This window comes from Carboxylicivirga agarovorans (genome assembly GCF_050589845.1).
GTDB lineage: Bacteria > Bacteroidota > Bacteroidia > Bacteroidales > Marinilabiliaceae > Carboxylicivirga > Carboxylicivirga agarovorans.
Window position 1 is genome coordinate 218638 of the sequence record NZ_JBNGPA010000005.1, and the last position, 18182, is coordinate 236819.

The window sequence follows — 18182 nt, forward strand, 5'->3', positions numbered from 1 at the left end:
TCGAAACTCTGTGTTTGAACAGCCTTTTGAATATTAATTCCCCCGAAAACGATTATGGAATTGCAGATAGCAGGCTCCTCTCTTTACATGCATTGGATAACGCTTAAAGATGAATACGGGAGAGAATTGGTCTGTGTAACATGAAAAATACAAGGATAAGGGCGGAAGTATTCATTCGTCTTAGTCCTATATTTCTTCTTAATTCAAGAATTAATTAATCATATTAGAGTCAATCTTCATTCACTGATCATCGAACGAACATCGAACGAACATTGAACGAACATTGAACGAACATTGAACGAACCTAATGAATAATCCCTTCTATAATTAGATGATTCCATGTCATCAATAACATTCTAACAGCAATAAGTCTTGACGTATGAATTGATCTTTTTGATATTGTGCCATTACAGTCATATTGAATAGCAAAAGGTTTTATCATGAAATTCTTTCTTCTGCCGTTTCTTAGCATATTCACCTTTTCGGTATGTGCCCAGGAGATAATAGTATCCTCAGGAAAGATAGTCAGACACCCATCATTTAAGTCTTCATTTGTTGATGACCGTCATATCGATGTCTGGCTCCCCGATGGTTACAATTCAGCTAAAAGTTATGCCGTGGTTTATATGCACGATGGGCAAATGCTGTTTGACGCACAAAACACCTTGAACAAGCAGGAGTGGGGTATTGATGAAGTAATGGCATCATTGATAAGTAACCGACGCATCCGCGATTGCATAGTTGTAGGCATTTGGAATAACGGCAAAAAGCGACATGCCGAATATTTTCCTCAACGTGCCTGGAAAAAATTGACAAAAGCACAACAAACAGAGCTTTTAGAGATGGAGGATATTTACATAAATCCCAATGCATTTGAACAAGGCATGTTAGCCGACAGGTATCTCAGGTTTATTGTTCGAGAACTAAAACCTTTTATTGACAAAACCTACAGTACCAAAAGTAACAAAGCCAACACCTTTATAATGGGCTCGAGCATGGGAGGATTAATTAGTTGTTATGCTGTTTGCGAATATCCCGGCATATTCGAAGGCGCCATTTGCATGTCGACACACTGGCCGGCTGTTAATGGCATTACCATCAATTACCTAAGCGACAACATTCCTGAATCAAAAAGCCATCGCTTCTATTTCGATTATGGCACAGCGGCATTAGATTCATTATACCAACCTTATCAATTAAAGGTTGATAAATTGTTTCTGTCCAATGGATACCAATTGGATCAGAACTATATTTCAAGAAAATTCAAGGGAGCTGATCATTCAGAAAACGCCTGGCGAAAGCGCGTAAACATTCCTTTGGAATTTATGCTGAAGCAACAGGAGTAAGCCACATACATAAAAAAGGTGCTCATTAGCGGCACCTTTCTTACTTCATCGATTTATATAATCAGGCATCAAGAGTCAAACTCCAAACTTGCATTCAAATTCATCCACAATCTGCTCAAGCTCCACCTTAAAATTAGTCAGGTAATCATCAAAGAATTCTTCCCCGCTTATCCAGCTTCCATCGCTTAATTCAAACTCCAGATCAACCCACCAGGTATTTTCAGCTGTATTGTTCTTTGCCACAGCGGCTACATTTGCTATGATTGTCTTATCATGCACATATGTAACATGCATTTGTGTGTATTCATTGAACGCCGAAGCCAATGACTGAGCATAAGTTTCGCTCCCTTCTTCAATGTCCTCAATCTTTACCAGCTCGTTATACAAAGAGCTTGTCTGAGCTTTGGTTTCAATAATCACATCTTTGATGAGCAGCGAATTTTCAATTCGATTAACGGGCATTTCTTCATTCTCGCCATCAATACTTAGTTCCAGCTCATGATTAAGTATCATTTCGGTCTCATTGCTGAATGAAAACATCCAATACCCTTTATTATCATCCCTGGCCAGTTCTCCTGTTAAGTTATATGGCTTTGGATTGAATGTCATGGCCACATCGTCGTAATACCCTTCGGCATTGAAAGTACTCAACACATTACTTGCCAATATAAGTTCTCCACCCACCTTTACATTTAACCTTAATGCTTCCAGCGCATTGCTCATAACAGTTCCGTCTTCCAGAACATCGCCTTTGCCGGGAAATATACCATCATAAACCGACAACTCGGTAACAGTCAAAACAGCGATTTCACCATCGGTAGCATCGGTAGCAGGAAACATAAAAACCACTTCTGATTCATGTTCCTGTATTTTTATGAAGTTCTTCCGGCTATCATCCCATTCCCAAACTCCAAAACCTTCGTCATACAACACGTTACAGTAATATTCCTTATCAAAGGTCATCTCCATTAGCTCGTCAAAGTAACAGTCCGATGACCCGGCTTCATACATCAACTGACCAAGATCGATCAGAGCCTCAACAAAACGACCGTTTCCTTCAAGTGCGGCACCTTCTATCCGGGTATGCATTGAATGACTCACCATGGCGAAATCAGTTTTGCCAAGCTGCTCAATTTCATCATCCAGGCCATCAGAACTGGCCAATAAAATAGCCTTATCATTTTCAGCTCCCCTCTCACTATAAGCATTCATCAGTTCATCGCTACTACACGAACTAACGACCACTGCCACCAACATCATCCATTTTACTACTGATTGCCTCATTTCTGCTTTCCTTAACAATTAGTTGGCATTACGCCATAACTCTTTCATGTATATGAGACAACGATACATAAGGTTACACGTATTATAAAAAAACAAAAAAAAGCTGCTTCATAAAATGAAGCAGCCTTCTCGCATTTAATAACAACCCTAATTGATAATAACTTTTTATTTAGTTACGCCTTCATTAAATAAGCGTGTACATTTTTTGCAGCTTCCCGACCTTTGGCAATAGCTGTTACAACAAGGCTTGCTCCTGTAGCCGCATCGCCGGCAGCAAAAACATTGGCTTTGCTGGTTTGATAGGTTTCATCTGTTTTGATGTTGCCACGCGCGTCAAGGTCAAGCTTGAATTCATTAACCAAACCTTCATGCACCGGACTAACAAATCCCATGGATAATGTTACCAGCTCCACATCCATTGTGAAAGTCGTTTCAGGCTTTTCGGTCATTTGCCACTGTCCATTTTCACCCTTGTTCCAATCCACTTCAACCAGCTCCACCTGCTTCAGCTTTCCATTTTCACCTATAAAACGCTTGGTGTTTAAGCTCCATTTACGCTCACAACCCTCGGCATGCGAAGTAGATGTTTTAAGGGTATTGGGCCAGTAAGGCCAAGGATTACCCGGCCCACGTTTTTCAGGTGGCTTAGGTAGAATCTCAATTTGAGTCACCGATTTTGCTTTCTGACGATTAGATGTTCCAACACAGTCACTTCCTGTATCACCACCACCGATAACCAGCACGTTTTTACCTGTTGCCAGAATACGATCCCCGTTTGTAAATACTTCGCCCCGGTTCACTTTATTTTGTTGCTTCAGAAAATCCATTGCGAAATGAACACCATCCAGGTCGCGCCCCTCAATTGGCAGGTCGCGAGGCTTCATTGCACCAATGGTAAGCACAACAGCATCATAATCCTTAATAAGCTGCTCTCCTTTAACATCTTCACCAACCGAAGTATTGGTTTTAAAAATGATGCCTTCCTTCTCAAAAATTGCTATCCGCCTGTCAATAACTTTCTTGTTCAGTTTAAAATCAGGAATACCGTAACGCAAAAGACCACCAACGGCATCATCTTTTTCAAATACCGTAACTGTATGTCCGGCCTGATTCAGCAGATCAGCAACCGATAAACCAGCAGGACCTCCTCCTACTACTGCTACTTTTTTACCTGTTCGTTTTTCAGGGACGCGAGGCTCGATATAACCTTCAGTAAAGGCACGCTCCACTACAGAACATTCGTTTTCGCGAATAGTCACCGCCTCTTCATGAATAGCTAACACACACGATTTTTCGCAAGGGTTTGGACAAATACGTCCTGTAAATTCAGGAAAACTATTGGTTGAATGCAATATTTCACTAGCCAGCTTCCACTCACCTTTATAAACTGCATCCTGCCATTCAGGAATTTTACTGCCAACAGGACAAGCCCAGTGACAAAAAGGAATTCCACAATCCATACATCGCGATGCCTGTAAGGTGCGATCAGCAACATTCAGTGTTTGCTCTACCTCACCGTAATCATCGACACGCTCATTGACGGGTCTGTAACCACCATCTTTACGAGCATATTTTATAAAACCTTTTGGATCTGCCATAATCTCAAGTTTTAAAGAAATCGGGGCGGCTCCATTGAGCCTTTTCACTCATTCTCCTATGTCCCCGATTTTCTTTTATATTATTGTTATCAGCAATACCGATAACTTAATTCTTAAATCAATCTGTATCTCTTGCCGCATTAGTGAAGCTTCACTATTCTCTTATATAAGGAGCATCTTCCGTTTCACGTAGCTTTCGTTCCAATTCCTTGATCTTCTGTTCTTGCAATACCTTTTTATATTCAAACGGAATAACCTTTACAAACTTCGGCAAGTACGTTGTCCAGTTGACCAATACCTCCTGGGCTTTGGTACTGTTGGTATGCAACAAGTGCTTGTTAAGCATAAACTGAAGCTCTTGTACATCTGCAGCGTCTTCAACAGGAGTTAAATCAACCAGGCCTTTGTTACAGTAATAATCCAGGTTACCGTCTTCATCCAGCACATAAGCAATACCACCACTCATACCGGCTGCAAAATTTCTACCTGTAGGACCGATTACAACAACGCGACCTCCGGTCATGTATTCACAACAGTGATCACCAACACCTTCAACAACCGCATAAGCACCAGAGTTACGAACAGCAAAACGCTCACCGGCTACTCCCCTCACATACAAGTTACCACTTGTGGCACCATACAGAACCGTATTACCAATAATGATATTATCCTCAGGCTTAAAAGTGGTACCCTGCGGCGGCACAACGATCACCTTACCACCGGATAATCCTTTTCCTAAGTAATCATTGGCATCTCCTTCAAGACGGAAGCTGACACCTTTAGCCAGGAATGCCCCAAAGCTTTGTCCTGCCGAACCATTGAACGTGCAGTTTATGGTGTTTTTAGCAAGTCCTTCTTCGCCATATTTCTTCGATACCTCACCCGACAACATCGCACCAACTGTTCGATCGGTATTGATAATATCGCTGGCCATCCACACTTTTTGCTTGTTAATAAGTGCCGATTGCGACTGCTTTATCAAGCGACGGTCAAGCACCTCATCAAGCTTATGATCCTGCTCGCTTGTATTTCTTATCGGATATTGTTTTCCTTCCTCAGGGAAATACAATAAACGACTTAGGTCAACACCCTGCGACTTCCAGTTACCAACTTCAGCGTTTTGCTCCATCAAATCAGTGCGACCAATGACCTCATCAAGAGATTTAAATCCAAGCTGAGCCAAATGTTCACGCACCTCTTCCGCAATAAAACTAAAGAAGTTCACAACGTATTTATACTTGCCGATAAATCGTTTTCTTAACGCCTCATCCTGAGTGGCAATACCGGCCGGACATGTATTCAGGTGACACTTACGCATCATCACACAACCTAAAGTCACCAATGCAGAAGTTGCAAAACCATATTCTTCAGCTCCCAGCAATGCCATTTTAATGACATCAAGACCTGTTTTTAACTGACCATCCGTCTGTATTTTCACACGTCCGCGCAGGTTATTCATCACCAATGTCTGCTGTGTTTCGGACAAGCCAATCTCCACCGGAAGACCGGCATGTTTTATTGAACTTGTGGGGCTGGCACCTGTTCCGCCTTCTGTTCCGCTGATCACAATCAGATCGGCATGAGCCTTGGCTACACCGGCCGCAACAGTACCCACTCCATTTTCTGACACCAGCTTCACACTTACGCGGGCAGAAGGATTGGTACTCTTTAAGTCGTAAATCAACTGCGCCAAATCCTCAATTGAATAGATATCGTGGTGAGGTGGAGGTGAAATCAAGGTAATACCCGGCGTCGAATTACGCAGGCTGGCAATAATTTTATCAACCTTAAAACCTGGCAGCTGCCCCCCTTCACCCGGCTTGGCTCCCTGAGCAATTTTAATCTGCAGCTCATCAGCGTTGGTCAGGTAATTATTCGTTACACCAAATCGACCGCTGGCGATCTGTTTGATTGAACTGCGTGCAGGACTCTGAAAGCGCTGAGCATCCTCGCCCCCTTCACCGGTATTACTGCGACCGCCAATTTCATTCATGGCCAATGCCATGGCTTCATGGGCCTCTTTTGATATGGAACCATAGGACATGGCTCCTGTAACAAAACGCTTCATGATTTCAGAAGCAGGCTCTACCTCACTGATATCAATTGACTGCCTTTCTTTCAGTTTCATCAGTCCACGGATAAACAATGGTGTTTTGTTATCCTGATCGACCTGACGACTATATTCTTTATACTTATTATAATCACCTTCAGATGTCGCCCATTGTAATAAACCAATGGTTTCAGGGTTCCATCCGTGCTTTTCTCCATACTTGCGGTAGGCATAGCTACCTTTTGTATCAAAAGGATTGGTTTGGAAAGCAGGTTTAAATGCCTTTTGATGATCCAAAATACTTTCTTTGGCAATCTCTTCCAGGCCAACGCCTCCAATCTTCGTTGGCGTTCCTATAAAGTACTTTTTAATGACCTTTTCAGACACACCGATGGCTTCAAATATTTGCGCACCATGGTATGAACGAAGCGTACTGATACCCATTTTAGAAAGTACTTTCAACAAGCCTTTATCAACAGCTTTGATATAATTTTCACGTGCAGTGGCGTAATCCATTTCTATTTTGCCTTCTTTCACCATCTCATTGATGGTTGCAAAACATACATATGGGTTAATTACACTGGCTCCAAAACCAAGCAATAAGGCAAAATGCATTACTTCACGAGCTTCACCGGTTTCCACGACCAAACCAACCTGCATGCGCTTTTTGGTTTTGATCAAATGGTGATGCGTAGCTGCAACAGCCAGTAAAGAAGGTACAGGAGCATGCTTCTCATCAATGTCACGGTCACTCAGGATGATGTAATTCATACCATCATCAACAGCCTTTTCAGCAGCCTTGCAGATATCCTCAAGTGCTTTTTCAAGTCCGTCACCACCTTTATCAACCGGGAAAGTCATTGGTATTTTTGCATGGGTAAACTCCTCACGCATATAATCCTTTATCTTACCAAGGTCAGTATTGGTCATCAAGGGGCTCTCAAACTTAATTGAGCGGCACTGCGACGGCTCTTCACGAAGCAGGTTTTTTGACACCGAACCAATATAATTAGTCAGGGCCATTACCAGGCCTTCACGAATAGGATCGATAGGCGGGTTAGTAACCTGCGCAAACAGCTGACGGAAATATGAGAAGAAGCGCTGTGGCTTGTCTGACAAAACGGCGATAGGCGTATCATTACCCATTGAACCGATCGGTTCACCCGCGGTTTTAGCCATTGGCGCAATGATTTGCTCAAAATCCTCACGATTATAGCCAAATGCTTTTAAGTATGAATCGTATTTTTCACCTAAACCAGAAGGCACACGCTGTTGCACGTCAATCTCACGCATACGAATTCTGTTCTCTTTCAACCAATTGCCATATGGGTGACGTTTTGACAATTGAGACTTTATCTCTTCATCAGGGATAATAACGCCCAGTTGAGTATCTACAAGTAGTAACTTCCCTGGTTTCAATCGTCCTTTTTCTTTTATATCCTCAGCTGCAAAAGTCTGAACACCAACTTCAGATCCCATTACGATCATGTCATCTTTAGTAATGACATAACGCGAGGGGCGTAAACCATTCCTGTCTAAAGTACCTCCAACGTAGCGTCCATCTGAAAATACAATGGACGCAGGTCCATCCCATGGCTCCATGATAGTTGAATGGTATTCATAATAGGCTTTTAAACTGTCAGGAATCGGATTTTTACTATTCCACGATTCAGGCACCAGCATACTTAGGGCATGCGGCAATGATCGACCGGTTAAGAACAGAAACTCCAACACATTGTCGAGCGAGGCCGAATCACTCATATCAGGTGTAATAACCGGGAATAGTTTTTTAAGGTCGTCACCAAACAGATCAGACTCCAGCAAACTTTCACGCGCCTGCATCCAAAGGCGATTACCTTTAATGGTATTGATCTCACCATTGTGAGCCATGATGCGGAATGGCTGCGCCAAATCCCAGGTAGGAAATGTATTAGTACTGAAGCGTGAGTGAACCAAAGAAATTGCACTTTTAACTCTTCGATCTTTCAGATCTAAAAAGTAAAGGCCAAGTTGCTCCGGCGTTAACATACCTTTATATATAAATATCTTCGAAGATAAACTAGGAAGATAAAAAGCCTCTTTCTCTTTTAGTTCTGATTTTCTTATGGCATTTTCAGCCTGCTTACGAGCCAGGTATAAACGACGCTCAAGGGCATCCTGCTCATAATTACCTTTTACAAACACCTGGTATATCGTTGGCTCGGTACCTTTGGCGATTTCGCCAATCACATCACTGTCGACAGGCACGTCGCGGTAACCTATTAACTCAAGACCTTCGGCAATAAAGTACTTATCAAGTACCTCCTGACAAAAAGCTGCCTCCTTTTCATCCTGTGGTAAAAAAACCAATCCTGTTCCATAACGTCCGGCAGTTGGCAAATTAAATCCAAATGTAGAGAAATACTCATGAGGCACTTGCATTAATATACCTGCGCCATCACCAGACTTATTATCTGAACTCTCGGCTCCTCGGTGTGTCATATTTGTAAGCACCTCCAAGCCTCTCACCACTATTTCATTGGATTGTGTACCTTTTATATTGGCAACAAATCCAATCCCACAATTATCTCGTTCATTTGCAGGGTCATACAACCCCTGAGGATTTGGAAATCGTTTTGTCATACTGTTTGTTTTAAGAGAAAAATCTACTGTTACCCCTCGTAAGGTTCTCGTTCTCGTTGTCGGATCGGATGGACTATAGTTATCTTTCAATTAGAAAGCTTTTCATGTACTTTATATTATAATCCGAAAGCAAAAATAGAATTTTCATTGATATCTACCAATTAATCATGAGAAAAGCTTGTCTTTTTTATGACATTTGACATGTTTTAGCATTGTTAAATTTTAAACAATCATAGTATTTAATTCACACTTTATTGATTATTTGACATTTAACATTCCTCAAGCGCCTAAAATCTTCTTTTAGTAAAAAGACCATCATTATAGAATACAATAAATAACAAGAAGATGCTTAAACAAAAAAGGGGCTTAAACTTTCAATTTGCTATTTTTTCAACAACACCCCCTTTCAAATAAGGGGTATTTAGTTATTTTTTCTATTATTTTAATTTTTACCCCTATTTTTTAGGGGGTGAATTAAATATTTTTATATGTTTGTATCGTCAACCTATAAAAAACAGAGGGTACCAACAGAGAAAAAGCATTTTTTTAGGCCGACACCCCCCCAATCAACGAGGTAGTAAAAGCAAATATTAACTATTAACCGTTATTCGATGAAAAAGATTTTTTTGATTTTGGGACTAGGCCTTGTATTAACCACACTAAAGGCTCAGGAAGACAACAAAGGAGGATTTAGCGTTTCAGCAGATTTGGTGTCTCGTTATGTTTTCAGGGGTGTAGACTATGGAAACTCACCAGCATTTCAACCAACCATTGAATACTCAAAAGGTGGATTTTCAATTGGAGCATGGGGTAGCTATGCCTTTGCAAGTTCATCAGCAGGAGCAGATGCCTTCCAGGAAGCTGATTTATATGCTTCATATGGATTTGACTTTGGCTTAAGCGTTGGTATAACCGACTATTATTACCCGGGAAGCAGCTGGTTTGAACTTGAAGATGAGATTTCAAGTCATGCCATTGAATTAAACCTGGGATATGACATTGGAAATTTTAGCCTGGCCGGAAATGTTGCATTAAATGATTCAAGGGCCGGAGCAGGTGAAGAAAATGGAGTTCTTTATTTCGAGGCAGGATATGTCTTTAAAGATTTCAATGTTTTTGTTGGAGGTGGCGATGGCTGGCACGTTGTCAGCGGCGAGAAAGGAGATTTCCAAATCGTAAACATCGGCATAGGCACAGAAAAAGAGATAAAAATCACAGAAACATTCTCAATACCAATGTTCGGTATGGTGTTCGTCAACCCCAATAGTGAGCTATACGACATTGTAGTGGGTATATCATTTTAACAAACAACTCAAACCAATCTATGATAGAAAATAAGAGCAGTCACACTTTTCAATTATTGTCCTACTGATTTAAACCTTTATCGCCAAAGCTGCTCTTATTTTTCTTTTAGAATTGAAATACAAGACCATCAGAACAACCTGTACAATTCGGTTGCTCATGGTTTTTAAAGAAAATATTAACGACTAACAACAAACAAAATGAAGAAAATTGAAGCAATTATTCGATTATCTCGATTTGAAGCTGTAAAAAAAGCACTGGAAGAGCAAGACATCACATTTTTCTCCTACTGGGATGTTAGAGGAACAGGTGTTGCACGTGAGGGCCATTTATACAGAGGTACGCTTTACGACACAAGTATCATTGAAAGGCGAATTCTATCCATCATTGTTCGCGACGAGAATATGGACAAGACAGTTGAGGCCATAATTAATGCGGCCAAAACCGGCGAGATAGGCGACGGAAGGATCTTTGTTTCTGATGTAGCAGATACATTCCGCATACGCACCGGTGAATCAGGGCCAGAAACCCTCTATGAGAAATAATTGAACTAAAACAAAACCTTACAAAAATTTAGAATTATGGACGCAAATAGTGCATTAGATATATTATGGGTCTTACTGGCCGGGATTTTGGTCTTCTTTATGCAAGCTGGTTTTGCTATGGTCGAAGCTGGTTTTACCAGGGCTAAAAATGTTGGAAACATTATCATGAAGAACTTTATGGACTTCTCCGTTGGTTCATTAATGTTCTGGATTATCGGATATAGTATCATGTATGGAGGTGACGGAGCTTTCTTTGGTGCCTTTGACTTCTTTTACAACGATGGTACGGATCTGCACAATTTATTTTTCCAGACTGTATTCGCAGCAACAGCTGCAACAATTGTTTCGGGAGCCATGGCTGAACGTACAAAATTCAGCACTTACCTGTTATTCTCACTAATCATTACTGTAGTAATTTATCCGATCTCAGGTCACTGGGTTTGGGGCGGAGGCTGGCTAAGCGGACTGGGCTTCCATGACTTTGCGGGCTCAACAGTTGTTCACTCTGTTGGAGGCTGGGTTGCCCTGGCAGGTGCATGGACAATTGGTCCACGAATTGGCAAATACAATGGAAAGGCCAATGCCATCCCTGGCCACAACATGGTCTTAGGAGCATTGGGAGTATTCATTCTTTGGTTAGGCTGGTTCGGCTTTAACCCAGGTTCACAGCTGGCCATTAGCGGCGATAATGCCTATGCGGTAGCACTTATTGTTATTACCACTAACCTGGCTGCAGCAGCAGGAGCAGTAGTGACAATGTTCGTTACCTGGTTCAGATATGGAAAGCCTGATCTGTCGATGACATTGAACGGCGCACTCGCAGGTTTGGTTGGTATTACAGCAGGATGCGATATCGTATCTCCAGCCGGAGCTATTGCCATCGGTGCAATTGCAGGACTGGTTGTCGTTTTCTCAATTGAATTTATAGATCAGAAACTTAAAGTAGATGATCCTGTTGGTGCCATTTCCGTGCATGGTGTTTGTGGCGCTGTTGGTACATTATTGGTTGGACTCTTTGCCACAGATGGTGGTCTGTTTTATGGTGGTGGAATCTCACTACTTGGAGTTCAGGCATTAGGTGTCGTATCGATTGGTGCGTGGGCCTTCGTTCTTGGATTAATCCTGTTCAAAGTATTGAAAGCCACAATGGGACTACGCGTTTCCGAACAGGAAGAGCGTGAAGGACTTGACATTCACGAGCACGGACAAAGTTCTTACAACTATTAGAAAAAATAATAGCATTGGATGACGAACCATTCCATCCAATGCTATACAAAACATTAAAATGTTGCGTTGTTTTATTTTATATTGAAAAGCAATGGCCTGCACGAACGGTGTGCAGGCCATCTTTTTTTAACGCGCGAAAAATTCTTCATGAATAGCGTCGATAGCCATATCTCTGTCATCACGGGCTACCATGAAATAACTGGCAACAGCAGATGCACCTGAAACGATCATCTGAACATTAATTTCCTTTTTAGCAAGTGACATAAACAAACGACCCGCCACTCCCGGACGATCCAGTAATCCCTCGCCCACAACAGCAATGGTTGATATTTGCTCCGATGCAATTAATTCAGTTACAGCCGAAAGATCAAGACTTTCAACAACAGCATAAGCACGCTTAATATCTTTTGCCGACAATAGCAGGTTAATAACAATTTGAGAGGTAATAACCGACTTAATATTAATTCCTGCCTTGTCTAATGCCACGGTCACTTTTGCCAGTACACCTTTTTTCAGCCCAACACCTGCACCACGAAGCTTAAGTATACAGAAATCATCGCTGTAGGTAACACTCTTTACAATGCAATCACTTACTGTTTCCTCACCATGAACAACTGTTCTTGGTTCTACACTTCCTTCAAACGCATCAATGTTACCAATGTGAATTGGAATTCCCACTTCTTTAAGCGGCTCCACAGTGCGAGGATGTAAAATACTGGCCCCAAAATACGATAGCTCTGCAGCCTCTGTGTAGGATAAGTGTGTAATACGTTGCGGTTTATTCACCAGTTTAGGGTCGGCACTCATAAAACCATCCACATCCTTCCACACATCCAGCGACTCTGCGTCAAGGCAGCGTGCAAGAGCTGCTGCTGAATAGTCGCTACCTCCACGTCCTAATAAAGTCACTTTCCCATGCTCTGAAACACCATAAAAACCAGGAACCACATACACTTTATTCTCCGACAATCGCTTCTTAACATTTGGAGCAGATATGTCAAAATCAACCGTTGCATTACCAAATTCACCATCGGTTACCAGGGGCATATTTTCGGGCAAGGCTTCTTCAGCATCAATTCCTTTGCTCTGAAGAATTGAAGTTAGTACCAACGAACTTAAGCGCTCACCATAACTAAGAATCACATCCTCAACAAATTCAGGCACATCTCCAATGTAATGAATACCGGTCAGGTAACGGCTCAACTCTTTAATGCGCGATTGTACAGCATTTAAAGTCTTATCCTGCCACTCCTTATCATCAAAGTTTTCAAGAATAGCCTCTTTCTTTAATTCTCGCAAAAACTGAACGAGCTTTTCAATGTTTGACTGATCTTGTTTAACCCCCTCCATGGACTCGATCAAATGGTTAGTGATTCCATAAAAAGCAGAAACGACAATAACCATTGGTCGATCATAGGTTTTTATCACCCGAACAAGCTTTTGAATATCCTCTTTCTTTTTTAGGTTAGAGCCCCCAAACTTGGCAACAACTTTTTTCATTAACAATATAATATAATGGCATACTGCCGTTAATAATTTGAATAACGCACTGAATTGAATCAGGAAATACTGAGGTAAAATAACTATGCCCGACCGGGCATTCGAAAGTAATAATCTTGTGTCATAATCAATTGTTTAAATTCATCATCTTCCCTAAGGAAACAGGTTTTGGCACCTGCCGTTTGGTGGTTGCCAGAGGTTCTCAGAGCCTGTCTCTCCCCTCTTCTTAATAAACTCAAACATCTGCACTATTGGCGCAGAATGGATGCAAACATAGTTGTTTGCTGAATAACTACCAAGTGAATGCGAAAATTCATGTTCGATTCCAAAGTAAATCATCCTTTAGCATCAGAAGTAAATCTGAATGCTTGTAGTTCATACCCAATAAGCGCTTTGCTTTTTCAGTGGATATGATTTTAAAGGGGACATCTTCTTCGTTGAATTTTAATTTAGACTTCCCACTTAAGTCTGCAGCCAACGAATAAAACTCTTTGCGTGTAGGATGCGTCTCTGAAACACCATTAAAGACCTCGCCGAAGACCTCTTTGGTCAATACACGTTCTATGAGCTGAATACAATCATCCAAATGAATTAAGTTAACTGGCTGATTGCCTCCTTTTATCTCTTTATCGCTTGAGAAAAATCGCCCCGGATAACGAACTCCACCTACCAGACCTCCAAAACGGATAACTGTTGTGGCAAAGCTTCCATTTTGAAAGGCACGTTCAATATCCAAAAGCGCGTTCTCTCCATTCTCTACGGATTTGGTATCATCTTCATTCGCAATTTGATTTCCTGAAGGATACACCGAAGTTGAGCTAACAAATACAACTTTAGACATCTTATTGTTTTCAATCGCCTTTATCAATGGCAAGTAGACCTTCACCTCTCTGAAAAGCTTTGAGGGTGGGATATTAATTAATAGATAATCCGACTTGAAGAAATTATCATCCAGCGTATCTGGTCTTGATATATCCAATAAAAAAGGGATGATACCTGCAGATTCTAATTGTGCTAATTTATCTACTGAAGTCGTAGAACCTTTTACCTGCCAACCCTTTTCAATAAAGTGCTCAGCCAGGGGAAATCCCAACCAACCACATCCCAGAATACTAATCGTTTTGTTCATACTTTAAAAACCGTCTTCAACCTGTTTTGTTTAATACCTATCCATGCATGAACTACGTATATTACGGATGAATGCCTCCGGCTTTTTCAACTCTTTGTAAAAAGCGACTACATATTTGTAAATGGCTTTTCTCTTTCTCGGTTCAAGATGCTCGAAATTCAGAATCGTCTTATATACATCTTCCTCAACAGCCATAAATTCTTTAATCAACTGATAGTAATTATCATCATAGTCGCGGCACCGTCCAGTATAATCCCGATCAGTAACTGATTCTGCAGAAGACCATTCGGCAGGATTCGCATATGAGGCATTCACCAGCCCTGCGTGATCAAAATCGTAAGGAATAGCCGTAACTTCTTCCCTACTATCATCAACAGGCTTTATAAACTTAATGTTATGACCACTTTTTATGCGCCAATCAGTATTACCGATCATATAGCAAAAGAAGGCTACGCGATCGGCATCAAGAGAATTGATAACAGCGTCGTGAAAATATTCCCCTTCAATTTCAATGGTATTCGTTCGCTCCGTCATCATATACAAAGGTTCAATAAAAAAACCTTTACTTCTGTAATTTTTGCCGCGCGCCCCTATATCATAATAGGTCACATCAAGCAAACGCGTACGTAACGCGTATGGACTAACTAATTCCCAAAGCTTGTATATCAGATACTCTTCCAGCATATACTCTTCGTAAATCTTTGAATTAACACAATGGGTCACCAATTTTAGTTTAGCCAGGTATCCGTCTGTGGTAAACAGTGTGTCAGGTTTAAAATTCAGCATTACCGGCGGGAAAAAACATATATCTTTTCGATTATTACCACGTGCCCTGCATCTAACATTAAAAGTACTGGAATCTGCAGGCGCATCATAAATTACAATTTTTCCATCACAATATTCCTCACTTTTTTTTCGAATATGCGTGGTTACATCAAAATGCAAGCTGACTTTCAGAATCTCTTCGTTTGAAAAAAAAGACGGATATAACGAGTCCGTCGCAACATGTGCTGAAGACACATTTCCCTGGAACAGAAAACTTAAAAACACAATTATAACCGACTGTTTAATCATATAACTCACTTCTTTTCTGTAATTGTGACATCCGCAATTGCCAATTCAAAGGCATAATTTATGAAAAAATAGCAGTCCGTAAAAATCGGCTTGATATTCAAATATTTAATACGTAGTTTGAAGTATCAAAACACATGCTTATGTACAGATTTGCGATTGATAACCAGGAAGAACTACAAGAAGGGATAACGCGTGTTCTTAAAGAACAATATGCTTTTATCGGGTATCACACCAGCATTCCCAACGACATTGACACGTCTGTTCATGAAATCAGAAAAGCCATAAAACGCATTCGTGCCATACTTCGATTAGTAAGATGGGATATAGGAGAGGAATTATACCAGGGCGAAAATATGCGTTTCCGAGATTTGGGGCGTGAGTTGTCACCATTAAGGGATTACCATGTCATTATCACCTACCTGGCCGAAAATTTTGAAGCAGAAGAATTAAAAATTCCGGAAGATAGCTTTATCAACCTCGTCAATCACCTCAATTCAAAAAAGGAAGCTGAACTAAAACGCTGCATTGACAACCAGACACTTGAGACCATAAAGGAACAGATGGAGATTTCAACCCACGAATTATCAGAATTTCCTTTTGACTTTTTAGGTCCACATACCATTCGCCAGGGGACAGCTAACGCCTACAGTCAATGTCTAAACAAGATGGCTGAAACCCAGTTAAAATTGGACGATCATCCATTACATGAATTGCGCAAGAGAGTTAAATATTTATTGAACCAGATGATCCTTATCCAGGAAGTATGGCCAGACTTTTTCAAAACATATTCAACTTCATTGAAGGAAGCATCTGATCTGTTAGGTGATGATCATAACATTGCTGAAGCAATCACCCTGGTCAATAGTATACCTAATGAAATACTAAGCCTTGAAGACAAAAACAACCTTACTGATTCATTCACTAAGGAACGTGACCATATTCATCGGGAATTGTGGCCTCTGCTGGGAAAACTCTTTACCGAGGATGCCAAAGCCTTTGTTAAACGCATAACATCTTACTGGCTCATAAGCAGAGAATAAGCCAAAAGAAGCGCATCTGATATGACTACGATGCGCTTCTTTTTCTTTACAGGCCTTCTTAATCTTTAATCTCTGCCGCAAATACCTTTGTTGTGAATCAACAGTGCATTTACTACGTACATAATTACTGGATTAGAGATTCTTTTAAGGATGCACGACTTGTTTTGATCTTTAACGAAGCTTTCATTATTGCACCCAAAGCCAGTAATAAGCCGATATTCCCTGCCAGGAAGGCAAAATCGTTCAGTTGCAATAGTATATACAGGAAGGCGTAAAGTATACCAAGCATAATAAAGATCCAGAAAGCTTGTTGTTTGTCTTTTATCATTCCGTAGGAGTAGGAAGTTACCATGCTGATAATTGCCAATGAAGCCACCAGATAAGCCCAGGCAAATCCGATATGTTCACTCAGTGCCGTGAGGATTGAAAAAAACAAAACCAAAGCCAAACCCACCAAAAGATATTGTATAATTTGTACTTCCTTTTTCTTAACCAATTCAATAAAAAGGAAAACCAACAACGTAAGACTGATAATAAGAATTCCATATTTTGCAGAGCGTAAAGATTTTTGATAATGATTAACCGGATCATATAGATTGACTCCTAACTGATGCGTATCGATCTGATAACTGCGCCCCAGCCAGTACTGTGGAAAATTACGATTAAGGTGAGTAACGGTCCATTTGGCCTCAAAGCCTTCTTCACGAACAATTGGATCAATAGGTGAAAAATCACCCACAAAACTGGGATTATTCCATGACGAGTTAATTTGCACACTTGTCTTCTTTCCAACAGGATTAAACCATAAGCCTTTGGCTCCACTTAACCTGAATTTAGCTTCAAATGGCAGCTTTTGGTTTAATTGGTCTTCAAGTACAGGAGCTTTCATCGACACACCAGAAGTATTTAAATCCTGAATAATTAATCCAGCTTCAGGTTCTGCAGCAGAACCATTCCAGTCAAAAAGTAACTCTCCTTTTATTCCTCGGTTATCACTAATCCCCAGGGTAACATAGGCATTGCCCCATTCAATTTCATCAGCTACCACATCAACCTTTGAAAGATCATTAAATTTTCCAGTTATGATGAAATCTGAGTTATAGAGCACTTTTTTATAGATTCCGCGGTACCGGATCTCAGGCTCAACTGCTCCTTTGATCATTAGATCTTCAGGCATGATATGCAGCCATCGCTTATGCTTTTTAAGTTCTTTACCCTCCTTCACATAGTAATAGGTAGGTACGTGTAAAACAGGCCCTGTTACAACCTGTTCTCCTCCCCATTTCTCAAACAGTTCGCGTTCAACTTCAGCTTCTGTAGCCTGACGTTCACGAATAACGGACTTTACCATTCCCAATGGAATCAGCAAAAGTAAAACCAGTACTCCAATCATAACAGCCTTAAATGTTAGGGTCTGATACCAGTTTTCTTCACTCTTTTGTTTTGTGATCAATTCCATAATATA

At 40.9% G+C, this 18182-nt stretch carries 12 protein-coding genes and 1 riboswitch; of the genes, 5 read left to right on the top strand and 7 right to left on the bottom strand.

Going from position 1 to position 18182, the window contains the following annotated elements; genetic code table 11:
• Positions 1–440 precede the first annotated feature (440 nt).
• Positions 441–1346, top strand: a complete 906-nt coding sequence (locus ACRD69_RS08195) for an alpha/beta hydrolase (protein WP_430814582.1) — start codon at positions 441–443, stop codon at positions 1344–1346.
• A gap of 75 nt (positions 1347–1421) precedes the next feature.
• Here the strand turns inward: ACRD69_RS08195 and ACRD69_RS08200 are convergent, their stop codons facing one another.
• The 3 genes from ACRD69_RS08200 to gltB all read right to left on the bottom strand — a co-directional run bounded on the left by ACRD69_RS08200 (position 1422) and on the right by gltB (position 8900).
• Entirely contained in the window at positions 1422–2630 is a 1209-nt protein-coding gene (locus tag ACRD69_RS08200) for a hypothetical protein (protein ID WP_430814583.1), read from the bottom strand.
• A gap of 173 nt (positions 2631–2803) precedes the next feature.
• Complete coding sequence (locus ACRD69_RS08205; protein ID WP_430814584.1) at positions 2804–4228, bottom strand: glutamate synthase subunit beta; 1425 nt, start codon at positions 4226–4228, stop codon at positions 2804–2806.
• Positions 4229–4382: 154 nt separating this feature from the next.
• A complete protein-coding gene (gltB, locus tag ACRD69_RS08210) occupies positions 4383–8900 on the bottom strand; it encodes a glutamate synthase large subunit (protein ID WP_430814585.1) in 4518 nt (1505 codons plus the stop codon).
• A 611-nt stretch (positions 8901–9511) separates the two neighbouring features.
• Between gltB and ACRD69_RS08215 the strand changes: the two genes are divergently transcribed.
• From ACRD69_RS08215 to ACRD69_RS08225, 3 genes are all read left to right on the top strand, one after another.
• The gene (locus tag ACRD69_RS08215) at positions 9512–10204 is read left to right on the top strand and encodes a TorF family putative porin (RefSeq protein WP_430814586.1); all 693 of its coding nucleotides are present in this window, start codon (positions 9512–9514) and stop codon (positions 10202–10204) included.
• 198 nt (positions 10205–10402) lie between these two features.
• A complete protein-coding gene (locus tag ACRD69_RS08220) occupies positions 10403–10747 on the top strand; it encodes a P-II family nitrogen regulator (protein WP_430814587.1) in 345 nt (114 codons plus the stop codon).
• Between the two features lie 36 nt (positions 10748–10783).
• The gene (locus ACRD69_RS08225; RefSeq protein ID WP_430814588.1) at positions 10784–11974 is read left to right on the top strand and encodes an ammonium transporter; all 1191 of its coding nucleotides are present in this window, start codon (positions 10784–10786) and stop codon (positions 11972–11974) included.
• Between the two features lie 126 nt (positions 11975–12100).
• Here ACRD69_RS08225 and ACRD69_RS08230 read toward each other — a convergent pair whose 3' ends face one another.
• The 3 genes from ACRD69_RS08230 to ACRD69_RS08240 all read right to left on the bottom strand — a co-directional run bounded on the left by ACRD69_RS08230 (position 12101) and on the right by ACRD69_RS08240 (position 15677).
• The gene (locus ACRD69_RS08230) at positions 12101–13474 is read right to left on the bottom strand and encodes an aspartate kinase (protein ID WP_430814589.1); all 1374 of its coding nucleotides are present in this window, start codon (positions 13472–13474) and stop codon (positions 12101–12103) included.
• 138 nt (positions 13475–13612) lie between these two features.
• Positions 13613–13710: riboswitch (SAM riboswitch) on the bottom strand.
• Between the two features lie 77 nt (positions 13711–13787).
• A complete protein-coding gene (locus ACRD69_RS08235) occupies positions 13788–14603 on the bottom strand; it encodes a Rossmann-fold NAD(P)-binding domain-containing protein (protein ID WP_430814590.1) in 816 nt (271 codons plus the stop codon).
• A gap of 30 nt (positions 14604–14633) precedes the next feature.
• A complete protein-coding gene (locus tag ACRD69_RS08240; protein WP_430814591.1) occupies positions 14634–15677 on the bottom strand; it encodes a hypothetical protein in 1044 nt (347 codons plus the stop codon).
• 140 nt (positions 15678–15817) lie between these two features.
• On the opposite strand from ACRD69_RS08240, the gene ACRD69_RS08245 reads away from it, so the two are divergent.
• A complete protein-coding gene (locus tag ACRD69_RS08245) occupies positions 15818–16717 on the top strand; it encodes a CHAD domain-containing protein (protein WP_430814592.1) in 900 nt (299 codons plus the stop codon).
• Positions 16718–16841: 124 nt separating this feature from the next.
• On the opposite strand, the gene creD is transcribed toward ACRD69_RS08245, so the two are convergent.
• Positions 16842–18176 carry a cell envelope integrity protein CreD gene (gene creD, locus ACRD69_RS08250; RefSeq protein ID WP_430814593.1) on the bottom strand — a complete coding sequence of 445 codons (1335 nt, stop codon included), beginning with the start codon at positions 18174–18176 and terminating at the stop codon, positions 16842–16844.
• Positions 18177–18182: the final 6 nt, after the last annotated feature.